The sequence below is a fragment of the Nibrella saemangeumensis genome, from assembly GCF_039541915.1.
Classification (GTDB): Bacteria; Bacteroidota; Bacteroidia; order Cytophagales; family Spirosomataceae; genus Nibrella; species Nibrella saemangeumensis.
Window position 1 is genome coordinate 31,764 of the sequence record NZ_BAABHD010000068.1, and the last position, 16,893, is coordinate 48,656.

Here is a 16,893-nt window from a genome sequence, read left to right on the forward strand (position 1 = left end):
TATGGAAAATACGGCTCTTCTGAAAGATAAGTTTCATCGGTTAATTGATGAAATAGACAGTGAAGACTTGCTTAGGCAGTTTTATGAAGCCTTGTCCGCTACAGCTTCAGATAATGAAGGAGCTTTATGGAATGACTTGTCTCCTTCGCAGCAAAAATCAATCCTGGAAGCCTATAATGAAAGTGAAGAGACAACTCAACGGCTAAGCCATGAAGCGGTTGTGAAGAAGTACCAACAATGGCGTACATCATAACCTGGACCAAGGCAGGAGACCGAAGTTTATATGAAATTGCAAGTTTTCTGACGGAACATTGAGACGAAAAAGTTGCCCATGACTTTATTGATAAAGTTTTCAAAACGGTAGCTTTGCTGGAAAATTTTCCGGAATTAGGTAGTATTGCTGTAGCGGATAAGGGAATCAGAGCTCTGTTGATTAACCCGTATACACGATTGTTCTATCGAATTAAAGGACAAGAGGTCATCATTCTTAAACTAATTGACACTCGGCGGGATATAAACCCGCGTGATTTATAATATGAAATTCGGCGTTGTTGTATTTCCCGGCTCCAACTGCGATCAGGATGCAGTGGATGCCCTTCAGCATAACCTGGGCCAGCAGGTAGTGAAGCTCTGGCACAAAGACCACGACCTGCAAGGGTGCGACTTTATTATCCTGCCCGGTGGGTTCTCCTACGGCGATTACCTGCGGACGGGTGCCGTAGCGCGGTTCTCACCCATCATGAACGAAGTGATCGCGCACGCGAAGCGGGGCGGCTACCTGATGGGTATCTGCAACGGCTTCCAGATTCTGGCCGAAGCGCACCTGGTGCCGGGCGTGCTGCTGCGCAACACCAACCAGCGGTATATCTGCAAAAACGTCCATCTATTGCCCCAATCCCAAAAAGCGCTGCTGACGGCGGGACTGGACCAACGGGCGTACAAGATACCCATCGCCCACGGTGAAGGCCGCTATTATGCCGATGCGGAGACGCTGAAACTATTGAATGACAACGACCAGATTCTGTTCCGCTATTGCGACGAGAACGGCAACATTACAGAGGAAACGAACTGCAACGGAAGCCTGGAGAATATTGCGGGAGTCTGCAATGAGCAGGGGAATGTGTTTGGGATGATGCCACACCCGGAGCGGGCTTCTGATCCGATGCTGGGCAATACCGACGGCAAAATTATTCTGGAGCAGTTGCTCAATGCCGTTTTTGTATAAATGAATATGAATAAAAAAGCAGCACCCCGACTATGGGTGCTGCTTTTTTATTCCAGTACCTCGTACACAACGACCGGGTTACTCTTATTTTTAAGGGTTACTTCCCCGATCTTTTCGCAATGAAAAGACTCTTTTACCCGCTGATAAGCCGGCTCACTAATTACAATCTGCCCGGCTTTGGCCACCGATTGTAACCGCTGAGCCGTATTGACTGTATCGCCAATCACCGTATAATCCAGCCGCCGGAGCGTAGCCGAGCCGATATTACCCGATATCATCTCCCCCGTGTTAACACCAATGGATACTTTAGGTAAAAATGCCGGCTGACCGGGCAATGGCTCCTGAATCAACTCAATCTGCGTACGCACTGCCAGTGCGGCCTCAATAGCCCGGTCGAGGTGGTAATCACCCCGAAAAACCGCCATGACGGCATCGCCCATAAACTTATCGACGTAGCCACCCTGTGCAATAATCTCCTTCACCATCACGTCGAAATACTTATTAATAAGCCGCACTACGGTATCGGCCTGTTCGCGTTCGGTGATAGCCGTAAAACCGCAGATGTCAATGAAAACGACGGTCCCCTCAACGGTTTCGTTATCCAGCAACGCCGACTCAAACTCCCGCCGGCTCATGAAATTCAGCACGTTCTCATCGACGTACATGCGGAGGATATTATTTTCCTTAATGGCCTGTAAGGTGTCCCGCAGTTGCTGCACATGCCTAATGGTCTTCTGCATTGTTACCTCCAGGTCCTCAAAGTCTACCGGCTTGCAGACGAAATCAAAGGCACCCCGGTTCATGGCGGTCCGGATGTTCCCCATATCGCCGTAGGCCGAAACAATTACCGCCTTAATCAGCGGGCTCATCTCATTGATCCGGACCAGCAGCGTTAACCCATCCATTTCGGGCATGTTGATGTCGCTGAGGACCATGTCAATATCTGATTCCTCCTGTAGTTTGCTGAGCGCTTCCCGTCCGTTTCCGGCAAAAACAAAGTCATACAGGCCTTCTCTGATCTGCCGGCGAAACTTTTTCTTGATCAGAAACTCCAGGTCTGACTCATCGTCAACAACCAGGATTTTGGCCTTTGTCATGTGCCTACCGTGGTGTTAAGTTTGTCTTTGAGGCCACCAAAGTCCAGCGGCTTGGTCAGAAAGTCGTCGGCCCCGTAGCTCATAGCCTGGTTAAAGGTATCGACGTCGCCGTAGGCCGTTATCATCATAATTTTTGGGGGAGGTGACGGATAGTGTTCCCGGATTTTCCGCAGCAGCTCCAGCCCACTCATGCCGGGCATGTTTATATCAGAGAGAATCAGAATGATTTCTGAAGGGTGCTGACTGAGGTAGTTCAGGGCTTCTTCGCCGGAATGAGCAAACGCAAAACTCAGCTCCCCACTTCGGATCTCACGCCGGAACCGCTGCTCAAACAGGAACTGCACATCCAGTTCATCATCAACAACCAGAATTTTCATACAGGAAGGCTTTATAGTTGGAATGTTCTCCGCTATAAAATTAGAAACTTTATTCAGGCAAACTAATAATAAATTCGGTAAACTCGCCTAATTCTGTTTCTACGCTTAGCTCACCCTTATGCCCTTTGGTCACAATTTCGAAGCTCAGGGCAAGGCCTAAACCCGTGTTACCCTGCCCGGTTGGCTTAGTGGTAAAGAAAGGCTGGTAGATCTTGGGCAGTATCTCTTCGGGAATGCCGGTTCCGTTATCTCTGACCCGGATTTCTACCCGTCGTCCCTCCGTCGCCCGGGTTGTTACCTCAATCTGAGGCTGAAAGCCGCCCGGATGCCGCTGCCCTTTTTCGGTGATGGCGTAAAACGCGTTATCGTACAAGTTCAGCAGGACTTGTCCCATTTCCTGAGACATCAGCGCCACTTTCCCCAGCGAAGGGTCCAGGTGCAGGCGTAAATCCACGGTCAGGCTGTCATTTTTGGCTTTCAGGTTCTGGTAAGCAATCCGGAGGTACTCGTCGGTCAGGGCATTCAGGTCCGTGGGCTCAATCTCTCCGCTGCTGGTCCGGGCCAGTCGAACCATACTCTTAACGACGGCGCTGGCCCGCTGCCCCTGCTGGGAAACCCGTTGCAGATTGTCTTTGATATAGCCGGTCAGGGTATTCACTTCTTCGGTATTGCCGGCCACCATCTCCTGCTGCAGTTCATCGGCCAGCCGGACCGAAATATCCGCGAAATTATTAACGATGTTGAGCGGGTTCTGAATCTCATGGGCAATTCCGGCCGTCAACTCACCCAGCGAAGCCATCTTTTCTTTCTGCACCAGTTGATCCTGAGTAGCCCGCAGGTTTTTCAGCGTCTGCTCAAGTTCGTCTTTCTGGGTTACCAGTTCAGCGGTCCGAACGGCTACCTGCTGCTCCAGCATTTTATTCTGATCGGACAGTAGCTGCTGCTTCTCCCGCTCATGCGCCAGCGCCTGTTGCGAGAGTTGTTCTACCTCCACCAGTTTGGCCTCCAGCGTCCGATTTGCCCGCACATACCCATTTCCGAGCACGATGGAGATAACGAATGGAATAATAATATCCATAGCCGCCTGCCCTACGGCCATACCTGACACATTGGTTTCAGGGTTTATCTGAAACATCAAAAGGTTTATCAGAACCCAGAGACCAGAACCTATCAGGTAGAGCCAGCCAATCCGATTGCCCGGCCGGATCGACAGAAAAGCCACCCAGGCGGCCAGCAGCATCACCAGAAATGTACCGGCTATTGATACAGTGATACTCTGCGGATTCCAGGGTAGCGTGGCCCACACAACTAGCCAGAAAGCGGCCAGCGTGATAAATCCCCAATCGAGTTTCCGCCGAAACACCTGGTACGAAGCCAACACAATGAAGGTACCCGCCAGGGCACCAAACCCGTACCCGGCCCAAAGCAGGCTATAATGCAGCGATACGGGCAACTCCGCCCAGATGAGCAGCGGTGGAATCAGGCGCCAAATGGACAACTGCACCAAAGCCAGGCCGAAATACAGATTAGCCTTTCCCTTACGAAATGAGATATAGATGAACAGGTGCAGGATAGCCAGCACCAGGAAAAATCCGATTGTAAAAGCAACCGGAACCGCACCAACAGCCTCCCATCGGGCGTAGTTAGTCACCGATGCGGTGGCTGGCTCGAGTTGCAGCGCGTAGGCCGGATTATCTCCCCAACCGACAGGTATCGGCAGGTTGAAGTAAAAGTTACTTTTGGTAAGAGAGTACCGAACCGCCAGCACCTGAACACCCGTATCCAACACGGTGACGTGTATGGGCTGATGGCTTATATACCGCGTTTGCTCATCGGCAGGCTGTGCGCTGACTACGCCCACCCGATGAATCGGCCGGCCATTGAGATACAGCTCCGAGGCCCCAATCTGCGACAGCAGCAACGTCACCGGCTGACCCGCTAATGCAGGAGCCACCCGAAATCGCAGCCGGAACCAGCCGCTTCCGGCTACCCGGTCCTGCTGCCACTCCTGAAGATAATCGGCTGGATTCAGGCTTTCCCACTGATGATCATCGAAGGCAGGGTCTGCCCACGCAAGATTGTCGCCCGGATGAAATTTCCAGCCTGTTCTCAGCCACTGACCCGTTGTAACGGACGTTTGGCCGAAAGCGGTCATCTCCAGGAGAAGCAGCCAGGCAAGCAGGTATGCCGTTCGCATAGAAAAGTAGTTTAGGGTGCTACCGGTAAGCTTACGATCATTTTGGTGTACTCTCCTTCTTCGGTTTGAACAGCCATTTCGCCCCCGTGTCCTTTGGTTACAATGTCGTAGCTCAGTGATAATCCTAAACCGGTGTTACCCTGCCCCGTGGGTTTAGTGGTGAAAAAGGGCTGGTAAATCTTATTCAAAATAGTAGTAGGTATTCCCGTCCCGTTATCCTTTACGCTAATTTCCACCTTTCCGTTGATGGTATGCGTACTCACCGTTACCTGCGGTTGAAAGCGTCCGTTCTGCTGCCGGCGCTTTTCCTGCACAGCGTAAAACGCATTGCTGTATAGATTTAACAGCACACGGCTCATTTCCTGGGCCATGACCGGTATCTTCTCCAGGCCATGATCCAGTTCCAGACGAAGATCCGCTTCAAAGCTTTCGTCCTTGGCCCGCACATTCTGATAAGCCAGTCGCAGGTAATCCTCAACCAATTGATTCAGGTCTGTGGGCGTCTTTTCGCCTGAACCAGCCCGGCTGTGTTCCAGCATACCCCTGACAATACTACCTGCTCGTTTGCCATGATGACATATCCGCTGCAGGTTCTGGTTGAGATCCTCCAGCAGATCTTCGGCCTCTTCTTTCTTCTCCGGATCGCCTACCGTCTGAATGGGTCCCTCGTGAAGTTCTGTCAGCAGACCGACACTCGACTCAGCGAAGTTATTGACAAAGTTGAGCGGGTTCTGAATCTCATGGGCAATCCCGGCCGTCAACTCGCCCAACGATGCCATTTTTTCTTTGTGAATGAGTTGAGTCTGCGTATTCTGCAGGTCGCGCAGCGTTTGGGCCAGGCTGTCGCGCTGGGCCTCTATTTCTTCTTTCTGAGCTACCACCTCGGCGGTTCGTTCTGCCACCTGCCGTTCGAGTTCTACTTTCTGCGCTTCAATCAACTGGTTGCGCTCCCGCTCCCGTTCTTTCTCCAGCCTTTCCTTCTCCAGAGCCTGCTCAGCGATCTCCTTTCGCATACGGGTATAGCGCAGGGAGAGTGCTCCTGAAAATAGGAATACTAGCCAAACCGTGGCTAACCCTTCAATAATCTCAGTGTTATAGTACTGATTATCCAATAGTTTTTCGTAAGGAGATTTAGCACCGCTAGTACCCCCACCTAGCAATGCATAAATTAAACGCCCAACAATCATTAGCAGAAACAATGGTATAATTGAACTGGCCAGCAGTTTGGCTCCTTCGTAATTTTTACGAGCTGCCTGAACCAATACCAGAATAATCATGACGAACAGAATAAAGTAGGTAATGTATGCCAGCGAGCTGATTCCGGCATTCAGGAAAATTTCGACAGTAGATGTAGGATGTCCGGTAAGCGTAAAATAAAATTCTATCGGTCTCAGAATAGCCCAGGCTATAGTTAACCTCACCAGCCACTTATCCCGTATTGGGAGTCGGGTTGCCGATTGCAGAAAACTGCGGATAAACTGAATTAGAAATAAGTCAGTAAGAATATAGGCGGCTACCTGACTATAATAAATAGAATCGGAAAAATCAGGAAACAGATACGGCCGGATGGAAGCTGGCATTCGGGAAAAACCAAAGAAAAAAAGGAATAATGTATAATATAAAAAGACACGCTCTCGCACGCCAAGATAGACACAGAGGTTATACAGCGCCATAATTAACGCTATTCCCCAAAAAATTGCCTGTAGCAATACTATTTGCTCCCGGTTATTTTCGAGCCTATCTACGTAAACAGAATTCAAAAGCTTGTCCTCAAACGTAAATGTTGGTATCAGTTCTAAAGGCGTATAATAGCTCAGAAAGGGATCTTCCCAGCGTTGATAAATGATGACCTCCTGCCCGGCCGGAATTGTGACAGGCAGGGCCTGACTGGCTTTTAACCCATCCCGCCCGGCAAACGCAACCCGACGTCCCGTCCGCTGACGCTGCCAACCCCCGGCCGGGTTCTGCGTATACAGATCGAAATAATCCAGCTGATTGCCAAGGTACAATCTGGCCTCCTGAGTCCGTTCGTTTTTGAGCCGAAACCGAAACCAGTATGCCTGGACTTTATTACCTTCAATACGATCTGCCGGGCGAAAGCTGGTCGAAAAGGCGGCACTGGTCACCTGCTCAATGGTCCATTGGGCCTGTTCCGGCAGAATCTGGTAACCGGCGCTATCGAGCTGGTAATAAGCCGCTGTATCTGTCCTGATGACGTAAGCGGAGGGAAGACCAGATTGCGCTAAGGCAGCCGTGATTCCGGTTACAAGCAGGAAAAGTAGAAAAATTACTTTTTTCATAAATGTGGATGTATAACCTAAAAGTGACCTGATGCTATCGGTACAGAAAGATAGACAATAGTATTCTCATTAGCGTCTTTGAGGTAGTAGCAGGTTGCAGGAGTTAGTAATCGGAAGCCCAGGGGCTGCAAACGACAAAAGCCGGACGATTGCCCGGCTTTTGCATTAAAAGTATTACCTGTTCTTAGCGGAGATCAACTACCTCCACCCCAGGGAATTTCGATTTATCGAACACAAAATAATTGTCGGCTACTTTAGCGTTCGGCGTAAAGCTGGTGATCGTATAGTTGGTCACCTTACCGCTCTTGTCGGTAATCTGCCAGCTCCGCACCGATTTATCCGCTTTATCGACATTAATCTGCACTTTAGAAATCTGCGTATTTTTCTTCTCCGGCGTCAATTCAATGACATCGACCGTGCGACCACCCTGCTTCTGCTCTTTCAGGTGCTTGTAGTTGTAGCCTTCTTTGTAGATCGAATAAATACGGGCCGGGTTAAAATCGCCGGTGGCGCTGTTGTCGTAATCCTGCACGTTTACCTCATTCGACTCTTTAATGTAGGTATACATGGTTTTACCATCGTTGTAGACGTCCTGCCCGGCTAGTTTCAGACGAAACTTATTGTCTTTGACGGTCAGGTCGCCGGTGTATGGCTTGGCACCCGGCGCGGTATACGAGAAAGCCGCCTGGTAAGCCGGCATAGCTTTGTATTTTTTACTCATGGCGTCGAGTATGGCCTCTGCCCGTTTGTCCTTCTGTGCGAATGCATCCGTAGCCGCTGCCGAACCCAGCATACCGACTGCCAGACTGAAGATCAATGCTATTTTTCTCATCACAATAGTGTCTTATGGTGTTAATCCAGAACCAAAATTGCCAGCAAAATTGGCAATTCGTTTTGTACTTAGACAGTATTTAGAAGGAAAAGTTTAATTAACTCATCTCCTTCAACCGTTCTTCTAACACCTGCGTGTCATGGATCAGCACCTCACGGGCCTTACTACCCTCAAACGGCCCCACAATTCCGGCTGCCTCCAACTGGTCGATGAGCCGCCCGGCCCGGTTATAGCCCAGCTTCAGCCGGCGCTGAATCAGGGAGGTACTGCCCTGCTGGTGAATTACCACCAGACGGGCGGCCTCGTCGAACATAGGATCGCGGTTTTCCAGATCAACATCTTTGTCGTCTGGTATACCGCCGTCGTCACCAACAAATTCGGGCAGGGCATAAGCATCCTCGTAGCCACGCTGATTGCCTACGAAGTCGCAGATTTCCTCAATTTCGTTCGTATCGACAAACGGGCACTGGAGCCGGATCAGGTCGGAGTTAGACGACAGCAGCATATCGCCCATTCCTACCAGTTGCTCGGCTCCGCCGGTATCCAGAATTGTCCGCGAGTCGATCTTCGACGTTACCTTAAACGACAACCGGGCCGGGAAGTTGGCTTTAATCAAACCCGTAATCACATTGACGGATGGCCGTTGCGTAGCCACTACGAGGTGAATACCGATGGCCCGCGCCAACTGCGCCAGCCGGGCAATGGGCTGCTCCACTTCCTTACCGGCTGTCATCATCAGGTCGGCCAGCTCATCCACGATCAGCACAATATAAGGCAGGAAACGGTGGCCTTTCTCGGGGCTCAGCCGGCGCTGCACAAACTTGGCGTTGTATTCTTTCAGGTTGCGGCAACCGGCATCTTTCAGCAGGTTATAGCGGTTATCCATCTCGATACACAGCGAGTTCAGTGTATTCACTACCTTCTTGGTATCGGTAATGATCGCTTCGTCGGAATCGGGCAGTTTAGCCAGGAAGTGGCGTTCCAGTTTGTTGAACAGAGTCAATTCCACCTTTTTCGGGTCGACCAGGACCAGCTTGAGCTGCGATGGGTGCTTTTTGTAGATCAACGACGTCAGCAGCACATTCAGACCCACCGACTTACCCTGACCAGTAGCCCCGGCCATGAGCAGGTGCGGCATCTTGGCCAGGTCGGCTACGTATATTTCGTTGGAAATGGTCTTCCCCAGCACCACCGGCAGTTCATACGTACTCTTGGCAAATTTGTCGCTGGTCATCACCGACCGGATCGACACCATTTCCCGGTTCTTGTTTGGCACTTCAATGCCAATGGTCCCTTTGCCCGGCATGGGGGCAATAATCCGGATACCGAGAGCCGCCAGGTTCAGGGCAATATCATCTTCCAGGCTTTTAATCTTGGAAATGCGCACGCCCGCCGACGGCACAATTTCGTAAAGCGTTACCGTGGGTCCGATGGTAGCCTTGATGTGGTCAATGGTGATGCCGTAGTTCTGTAGTGTTTCAACAATACGGTCTTTATTGGCTTCGAGTTCGTCGGCGCCTACCTGGGCCTTCTGGCTTTCCGGGTAGTCTGTCAGCAGTTCCGCCGTCGGAAACTGATACCGGGGCAGATCGAGCGTTGGGTCATACAGGCCGTGGGTAGACAGCAGGTCCTCTCCTGTTACCGGCTCTACGTCGAATACCGGTGTTATGGACTCAGCCTCCACGACGGCGGTTGTATCTTCTATGGTAAAAGTCAGGCTACCCGGCTTGGCAGCCGGTCTAGGCGCAGAAGCTGGCGTTGGTAAACTCAGTTCCCGGGTGGTTTCTTCGGCGACAGGGGCGGCCGGTGCTGTAGGTGGAGCCGGTTCGACAACCGCCACCGGCGCGGGCTCCGGTATTTCGTCAGCCAGTATCTCATCGTCAATATCGTCGTAACTATCCTCAACCCGATCAAAGCGGGTGGTAGACGGCCGGGGAGACGGCGCAGACGTATTGGTTGACCTGGACGGCCACTGGAGTGAGGTCACATTAAAGAAGAAAACGACAAAACAGAACAGCAGAAAACCGATCAGGGCAACATTACCCCAGCCAATTAGTCCATATAGCGCTACGTTCAGCTCATAGCCCAGACCGCCACACCAGATGCTATAGTCCTGTACGCTATCCGTCACCAGCACGATATAGCCCAGTAACAGACTAATCCAGAACGACAAAAACAGAATAGCCTTCGTAGTCCGGCGAAGCGGCAGCAACTCGGTTCCAAAGGCGACCTTGCAGCCGGCGAGAAAAGCAATGACCGGCAGACCCAGCGCACCCACCCCAAACCAGCGAAACACAAAGACATGTGCAATATAGGCCCCCGCCAGGCCCAGCCAGTTCCGGGTTTCTTCGCCGGTTTCCCGCAACGGTGCGCGGAATGCCGCATTGATGGTACTCTGATCCGCCTGTCCGTTGAACAGGTAAGACACAAACGCAAAGAACAACCCGCCACTGAGCATCATCATCAGCACACCCAGGGTCAGGTTATTGCGCTTATCAGAAAATACCTGGTCGAAATTCAGCGTCCAGGCCTTTTTGGGCGGCTCTTCTTTGGGAGCGCGCTCGGGTCGGCGGATGGTATTTTGTTTAACGGTAGTTGGCGCCATACAGTTGGTGTGTAGCCCAGTTGGCAGACAAAAAACGGCTACACTATAAATGTCTGCGATTTTAACGAAAAGAGGAAGAACTTTTAGGTATTAGTCGATGGTCAATCGTCGATAGTGGGTAGAAAGTGATTAAACGACTACCGGCTATTCCGTAGGGACTCACAGATCTTCCTGGCGATGCCGGGACCTTCGTAAATAAATCCGGTGTAAATCTGAACAAGGCTGGCTCCGGCCTGAAGCTTTTCGAGCGCATCGTCGGCCGAATTGATACCGCCCACGCCGATAATGGGGAAGGCTCCGCCGGATTGCTGGTGGAGGTAACGGATCACTTCCGTAGCCCGCTGGCGCAGCGGCTGTCCACTCACTCCCCCGGCGCCAATGGCCTCCATGGTCTGGCTATCCGTTCTGAGCCCATCGCGGCTGATGGTGGTGTTGGTGGCAATGACCCCGGCGATACCGGTGGTGGCTACAATGTCGATGATGTCGTCTAACTGACTATTGGTCAGGTCCGGCGCAATTTTCAGCAGAATGGGCTTGGGCTGGGCCTGCGCCTGGTTCTCCTGCTGCAGCCGCTGCAAAATACGGGTCAGCGGCTCCTTCTCCTGCAACGCCCGCAGGCCGGGGGTATTCGGCGAGCTTACGTTCACTACAAAATAATCGACCACTGGAAACAGGTCGTGAAAGCAGAGGAGGTAGTCGTCGAGCGCGTTTTCGTTAGGCGTGTCTTTGTTTTTTCCAATATTACCACCTACCAGAATACCCGCCCGACGGTGCCGCAGCCGTTCAGCGGCCGGGCGGGCCCCTTTATTGTTGAACCCCATCCGATTAATCAGTCCCTGATCGGCTTTAAGCCGGAACAGCCGGGGCCGTGGGTTACCCGGCTGCGGGCGCGGGGTAACGGTACCCACTTCAATAAAGCCAAAGCCCAGATCACTTAGCTCATTAACCAGCTCGGCATTTTTATCAAAACCGGCGGCCAACCCGACCGGATTCGGAAACGTCAGGCCAAAAACCTGTCGCTCCAGTTGGGGGTCGGTCACGACAAACCATCGTCGGGCCAACGCCGGCACACCCGGAATTTTAAAGGCAGTTTTTAACGCGGAAGTAACAAGATGGTGAATGGTTTCGGCATCGAAGCGGAACAGAATGGGCAGCAGTATGCGCTTGTACATGGCGCAAAAATACAAAAATGTCCCGGCCAGCAGGGATGCTGACCGGTAAATCTCAGCCAGCATCCCTGCTGGCCGGAACGTTACTCCGCAAACAGATCAGACGACAGGTAGCGGTCCCCCCGGTCGCAGATGATGCAGACCACAACGCCTTCTTCCAGTTCGTCAACCAGCTTCAGCGCGGCATGTACGGATCCCCCGCTGCTCATCCCGGCGAATACGCCTTCTACCTTAGCCAGTTTGCGGGTCATGGTTACGGCATCTTCCTGCGATACCTCCATGATGCGATCGACCCGCTGGGGCTCAAATATCTTCGGCAGGTATTCGACCGGCCATTTCCGGATGCCCGGGATGGAAGAGCCATCGGTGGGCTGGCAGCCGACAATCTGCACGGCCGGGTTTTGCTCTTTCAGGTACCGGGAGGTACCCATGATGGTACCCGTTGTGCCCATAGAGGAGACAAAATGCGTTACCTGGCCGTTGGTATCACGCCAGATCTCCGGCCCTGTCGAGTGGTAGTGAGCCATGTAGTTATCGGGATTGGCAAACTGGTTGAGCAGCAGATAGCCTCCCTTTGTTACCTGCGCTTCGGCATAATCGCGGGCCGACTCCATCGATTCGGTCAGGATCACCCGGGCGCCAAAGGCCTGCATCGTCTGAACCCGCTCTTTGGTGGAGCTTTCGGGCATGATCAGGTCAATATCGACGCCATACAGCCGGGCAATCATCGCCAGCGCAATGCCGGTATTGCCGCTGGTAGCCTCGATCAGCCGCATACCGGGCTTCAGTTCACCGCGCTCAATAGCGCCTTTAATCATGCCGTAGGCCGGGCGGTCTTTCACGCTACCGCCGGGGTTTTGACCCTCCAGCTTGCCAAACAGCCGGACGTTTGATTTGGTATGTAAGCGATTTAGTTCAACCAGCGGAGTATTCCCAACGAGATCAAGCAGGGTGGCCATGTATACAGAATGGGGTGATGTATTATCCGGAATAAAAACCAGGAGGAAAAATTAGTTCATTACAGGCCAATTTTTACCGTTCAAAAAAAACTTTGCATGTAACCAAATGGTACAATCCAAAAAATTCAAATCCGTAATTGTTTGGTTATGAAATATATATATTATTGTGCTCCTTCATGTGTAAGGCTGGTTCAACAAGCGTGTCCGTCTACCCATGAGGCTACCTTTATCAACCGCCTATAATGTTTAACCATGGAAAAGCCGCTTTATACATACCAGTTTACTACTGCCGGCCTGGAAGAAATTTCCCGCCATTTTCATATGTCAGAGTTGACACTGCCGTTTTGGGGTTACCGTAAAAAAATGCCGATGTACCGAATTATGCGCCTGGAAGGTGAAGGAAATTACACGCGGTTCCATTTCAACGACGGCAGTGAACTGGTGGTCTCGCTGACGCTGAAAAAAATGGAGGCCCGGCTGCCGCCTTTGCTGTTTGTAAGGCTCCACAAAAAAAACATCATCAACCTGATGTACCTGAATGATGTTCGGTACGATAACCAGCAGGTAACCGTGGTACTAGCCAACGGCGACCGGGTTGAGGTATCCCGTCGGAAAACAAACCTGGTTATGAAACAGATTCAGGATTTTCAGCAGGAAATACGGGCGTTAAGCGGAATGCCGCTGGTGGCAACCGCCTGATCGTTCGCTTTTCGCCCCGGTAAAGAACAAGCGCCGGCCGGCTAGTATGGATAGCCGGCCGGCGCTTGCCGTTACATTCAATTTCACTTACTTCTGTTTCGCCAATTCTTCTTCGCGAAGCGACCGGCGCAGAATCTTACCTACGTTTGTTTTCGGCAATTCGTTTCTAAACTCAATGTACTTCGGAACCTTGTAAGCGGTCAGGTTCTCGCGGCAGTAGCTCCGAATGGCTTCCTCAGTCAGTTCCAAATCTTTCTTTACCACAAAGATTTTCACGGTCTCGGTCGATCTGGCATCGGGGATACCCACACAGGCGACTTCCAGCACACCGGGGCATTGCGCCACGACGTCTTCTACTTCGTTGGGGTATACATTAAAGCCGGAGACCAGGATCATATCTTTCTTGCGGTCGACAATTCGGAAGAAGCCATCTTCGTCCATAACCCCAATATCGCCGGTCTTGAACCACTCGCCCTCCATCACCTTAGCCGTTTCATCCGGCCGGTTGAAATACCCGGCAAACACCTGCGGACCCCGCGCCCAGATCTCGCCCGGTTCGCCCTGGGCAGCTTCGGTACCGTCTTCGTTCATAATCTTCATTTCGGTGCTGGGCCAGGGTACGCCAATTGTCCCGACCCGATTTTCACCGACCAGCGGATTCGACGATAACACAGGAGAAGTCTCCGACAAACCATAGCCTTCGGCCGGCAAACAACCCGTCAGTTCCTGCCAGCGCTTAGCCACCGTGCTCTGCAGCGCCATACCACCAGCAGACGTAATCTTCAGGTGACTGAAATCTACTTCTTTGATGCGGGGGTGGTTCAGCAGACCGTTATAGAGTGTGTTTACCCCCGTAAACATGGTGATTTCGTACTTCTTCAGGTCGTTGATGAAGGCATTCAAATCACGGGGATTTGTAATAAGCAGGTTCATAGAACCGCTCTTGAGCGACGACATGGCGTTGACCGTAAGCGCATAAATATGGTACAATGGCAGAGCTGCTACCACCACACCTGCCTTATTGCCCATTTGCTTCAGCATCGGCTGAAGCCAGGCGTCGTTGGCCTCTACGTTAGCCACCACATTGCGGTGGGTGAGTATGGCCCCCTTTGATACGCCGGTAGTTCCGCCGGTATACTGGATAAACGCCATGTCATTACCGGTCAGGGTAACCGGCTTCAACGTATGGCGCGCACCCCGCCGAAGCGCATTTTCAAACGAAATAGCATCCGGCAATTGATAAGCCGGCACCATTTTCTTGACGTGCTTCACCACGGCATTCACGATGTGCTTCTTGGGGAAGCCCTGCATATCACCAATCTTAGTGAGGATAACATGCTCGATGTCCGTTTGCGCAATGATTTTCTCCAGGTTAGCCGCGAAGTTGGCCAGGATTACAATGGCCTTAGCGCCCGAGTCCTTAAACTGGTGCTGCATTTCGCGGGGAGTGTAGAGGGGATTGGTATTGACTACCGTCAGGCCGGCCCGCAAGGCGCCAAACATGGCAACCGGGTATTGCAGCAGGTTAGGCATCTGAATCGCGAGCCGGTCTCCTTTCTGAAGGCCCAGATCATGCTGCAGAAAAGCCGCAAACTGACGGGATAATGTATCTACTTCTCTAAAAGTTAATTGTTTGCCCATGTTGGCAAAGGCCGGCTGAGCGGCAAAGCGCTCAAAGCCTTCTTCCATTAAACTCACTAGTGATGGATAAGCGTCCGGATTTATTTCTGTCGGAACGCCCTCGGGATAAAACTTATGCCATGGAAATGACTTCGTTGTTGAGGGGGTCTGCATAGTGTATAGCGTTTGGATGTTTTTTAGCAAAAATAAAACGAAAACAGGAAAGGTTTTATGCGACACCACTAAATAACCGCGCAGGTCTGCTGTGTCACATTAGTTACAGGCTTGCGCTCAGACACCACTCCGGCAGAACTCAAAGTAGCGCAAACCGCTTACCAGTAAACCTTTACCCGCATTTTATTGACCCTGCTCGTATATTGTTCGATTTACAATTAAACAAAAGCGATCCAAATATGTTAAATACCTAATTCAATAACAGGCCACCTTCTCTAACGCATTAGCGACTGTTAGTGGAAAATTAAAAATACCTTGAACCAAACAGTAGTTAACCCCAACGGCGCTTCCGTTGGGGTTACTTGTTTTCGGGGCAAACCAACGTCACAACCCGATGAACAGCCACCGCTTGAGAGACTTTTGGGCATGAGGACTGTTTACGGTTTTCTCAGACTTTTGTCTTTATTTTGCAGGTTCAACACGCTCCCGGATTAAACGAAAACCTTTAAAAGTAGTCAAATCAATTGTCTAACCTAATCACAGAAAGTATACCATGATACAATCAGGAAAAGTAGCCGCTTTAATAATAGCTCTGTTGGTGAGCGTTCCGGTACTGGCTCAGCATGAGGGGCATCACCCGACCGCTAAAACCAGCCAGTCGGGTGGCCAGATGAAACAGGAAGCCGGTAAAGTACTGGCGGCTTATTACACGATAAAGGATGCGCTGGTGGCTACCAACGCCAAAGAAGCCGGCCAGCAGGCTGATGCATTCCTAAAGACCCTGAAGGCAGTTGACCACAGCAAGATGTCTGCTGCGGAGATGAAATCTTTTGATGTTTACAGCCGGAACCTGGAGAAGCATGCACGTGAGATTCAAAAGAACAAAAACGTAGAGAAACAGCGTAGTCATTTTGAGCTGCTTTCTAAAGAAATGACTGCTTTCGCCAAAGAATATAAGCCGGAGAAGACCTATGTGCAATACTGCCCAATGGCCGCTGATGGCAAGGGAGCCGCGTGGCTGAGCAGCAAAAAAGAGATTGCCAACCCCTACTACGGCAGTCGGATGATGAAGTGCGGCAAAGTAACCGAAGAGATCTGAGAGGCCATCGGCCGCTACACAAAAGCCATTGGATACCCAATGGCTTTTGTGTTTATTAAGAAGGCAAAGCCTTCAGCTTTTGGGTGATGATGGTTGCAAAGGCCACATCACGGCTAACTACCTGAGCTTCTGGTTATCCTTATGCCGCGTTGCGTCACGGATGTTCTTTTTGTCGAGGTTCTTCTGAAAGGCTTCGGTCAGATCAATCCCGGTCTGGTTGGCGAGGCAGATGAGTACCCAGAGAACATCGGCCATTTCATCACTCAGGTCTTTGCTTTCGTCGGATTCCTTTTCCGATTGCTCCCCGTAGCGTCGGGCCATTATTCTGGCTACTTCGCCAACCTCTTCGGTCAAAATCGCCATATTGGTCAGCTCACTGAAGTACCGTATACCTACGGTCTTTATCCATACATCAACGGTGTCCTGTGCCTCCTTTAACGTCATAATTTGGGGTTAATTTTTGTCATGCCGACGCAGCCGGGCGGCCGGTGCCGAGGCATCTTGCTGATTGAATTACAATTAAGATGCCTCGGCACCGGC

Annotated in this window: 14 protein-coding genes and 1 pseudogene; 5 read left to right on the forward strand and 10 right to left on the reverse strand. The window is 51.4% G+C overall.

The window, feature by feature from the left end; translation table 11 throughout:
• The first annotated feature begins 1 nt into the window (after position 1).
• The 3 genes and pseudogenes from ABD949_RS19485 (at position 2) to purQ (ending at position 1,225) form a co-directional block, all read left to right on the forward strand.
• Complete coding sequence (locus ABD949_RS19485) at positions 2 to 253, forward strand: hypothetical protein (RefSeq protein ID WP_345246081.1); 252 nt, start codon at positions 2 to 4, stop codon at positions 251 to 253.
• An 83-nt stretch (positions 254 to 336) separates the two neighbouring features.
• Positions 337 to 534, forward strand: a pseudogene (locus ABD949_RS30835) (type II toxin-antitoxin system RelE/ParE family toxin); the annotation flags it as partial.
• 1 nt (position 535) lies between these two features.
• Positions 536 to 1,225 (forward strand): phosphoribosylformylglycinamidine synthase subunit PurQ, encoded by a 690-nt coding sequence (gene purQ / locus ABD949_RS19490; RefSeq protein WP_345246083.1) that lies wholly within the window; start codon positions 536 to 538, stop codon positions 1,223 to 1,225.
• Between the two features lie 47 nt (positions 1,226 to 1,272).
• Here purQ and ABD949_RS19495 read toward each other — a convergent pair whose 3' ends face one another.
• From ABD949_RS19495 to cysM, 8 genes are all read right to left on the reverse strand, one after another.
• Positions 1,273 to 2,322: an adenylate/guanylate cyclase domain-containing protein gene (locus tag ABD949_RS19495; protein WP_345246085.1), complete on the reverse strand. Its 1,050-nt coding sequence runs from the start codon at positions 2,320 to 2,322 to the stop codon at positions 1,273 to 1,275.
• Complete coding sequence (locus ABD949_RS19500) at positions 2,319 to 2,699, reverse strand: response regulator (protein WP_345246087.1); 381 nt, start codon at positions 2,697 to 2,699, stop codon at positions 2,319 to 2,321. Before ABD949_RS19500 ends, ABD949_RS19495 begins: the two co-directional genes overlap by 4 nt.
• Before the next feature lie 49 nt (positions 2,700 to 2,748).
• The gene (locus ABD949_RS19505; protein WP_345246089.1) at positions 2,749 to 4,896 is read right to left on the reverse strand and encodes an ATP-binding protein; all 2,148 of its coding nucleotides are present in this window, start codon (positions 4,894 to 4,896) and stop codon (positions 2,749 to 2,751) included.
• An 11-nt stretch (positions 4,897 to 4,907) separates the two neighbouring features.
• Complete coding sequence (locus ABD949_RS19510) at positions 4,908 to 7,196, reverse strand: sensor histidine kinase (RefSeq protein ID WP_345246091.1); 2,289 nt, start codon at positions 7,194 to 7,196, stop codon at positions 4,908 to 4,910.
• A gap of 184 nt (positions 7,197 to 7,380) precedes the next feature.
• On the reverse strand, positions 7,381 to 8,028 hold the full coding sequence (gene lolA1 / locus ABD949_RS19515) for an outer membrane lipoprotein periplasmic chaperone LolA1 (RefSeq protein ID WP_345246093.1): 648 nt from the start codon (positions 8,026 to 8,028) through the stop codon (positions 7,381 to 7,383).
• Between the two features lie 97 nt (positions 8,029 to 8,125).
• Positions 8,126 to 10,633 (reverse strand): FtsK/SpoIIIE family DNA translocase, encoded by a 2,508-nt coding sequence (locus ABD949_RS19520; protein ID WP_345246095.1) that lies wholly within the window; start codon positions 10,631 to 10,633, stop codon positions 8,126 to 8,128.
• Between the two features lie 137 nt (positions 10,634 to 10,770).
• Positions 10,771 to 11,805 carry a quinone-dependent dihydroorotate dehydrogenase gene (locus ABD949_RS19525; protein ID WP_345246107.1) on the reverse strand — a complete coding sequence of 345 codons (1,035 nt, stop codon included), beginning with the start codon at positions 11,803 to 11,805 and terminating at the stop codon, positions 10,771 to 10,773.
• Positions 11,806 to 11,885: 80 nt separating this feature from the next.
• On the reverse strand, positions 11,886 to 12,761 hold the full coding sequence (cysM, locus tag ABD949_RS19530) for a cysteine synthase CysM (RefSeq protein WP_345246097.1): 876 nt from the start codon (positions 12,759 to 12,761) through the stop codon (positions 11,886 to 11,888).
• A gap of 252 nt (positions 12,762 to 13,013) precedes the next feature.
• Here cysM and ABD949_RS19535 point away from each other — a divergent pair, with 252 nt between their 5' ends.
• Entirely contained in the window at positions 13,014 to 13,460 is a 447-nt protein-coding gene (locus ABD949_RS19535; protein WP_345246099.1) for a LytR/AlgR family response regulator transcription factor, read from the forward strand.
• A gap of 87 nt (positions 13,461 to 13,547) precedes the next feature.
• On the opposite strand, the gene ABD949_RS19540 is transcribed toward ABD949_RS19535, so the two are convergent.
• On the reverse strand, positions 13,548 to 15,254 hold the full coding sequence (locus ABD949_RS19540) for an AMP-binding protein (RefSeq protein WP_345246101.1): 1,707 nt from the start codon (positions 15,252 to 15,254) through the stop codon (positions 13,548 to 13,550).
• Positions 15,255 to 15,807: 553 nt separating this feature from the next.
• Between ABD949_RS19540 and ABD949_RS19545 the strand changes: the two genes are divergently transcribed.
• Positions 15,808 to 16,353, forward strand: coding sequence for a DUF3347 domain-containing protein (locus ABD949_RS19545; RefSeq protein ID WP_345246103.1), 546 nt, complete (start codon positions 15,808 to 15,810; stop codon positions 16,351 to 16,353).
• Positions 16,354 to 16,470: 117 nt separating this feature from the next.
• Here ABD949_RS19545 and ABD949_RS19550 read toward each other — a convergent pair whose 3' ends face one another.
• Positions 16,471 to 16,797, reverse strand: coding sequence for a nucleotide pyrophosphohydrolase (locus ABD949_RS19550; RefSeq protein WP_345246105.1), 327 nt, complete (start codon positions 16,795 to 16,797; stop codon positions 16,471 to 16,473).
• Between the last annotated feature and the right edge of the window lie 96 nt (positions 16,798 to 16,893).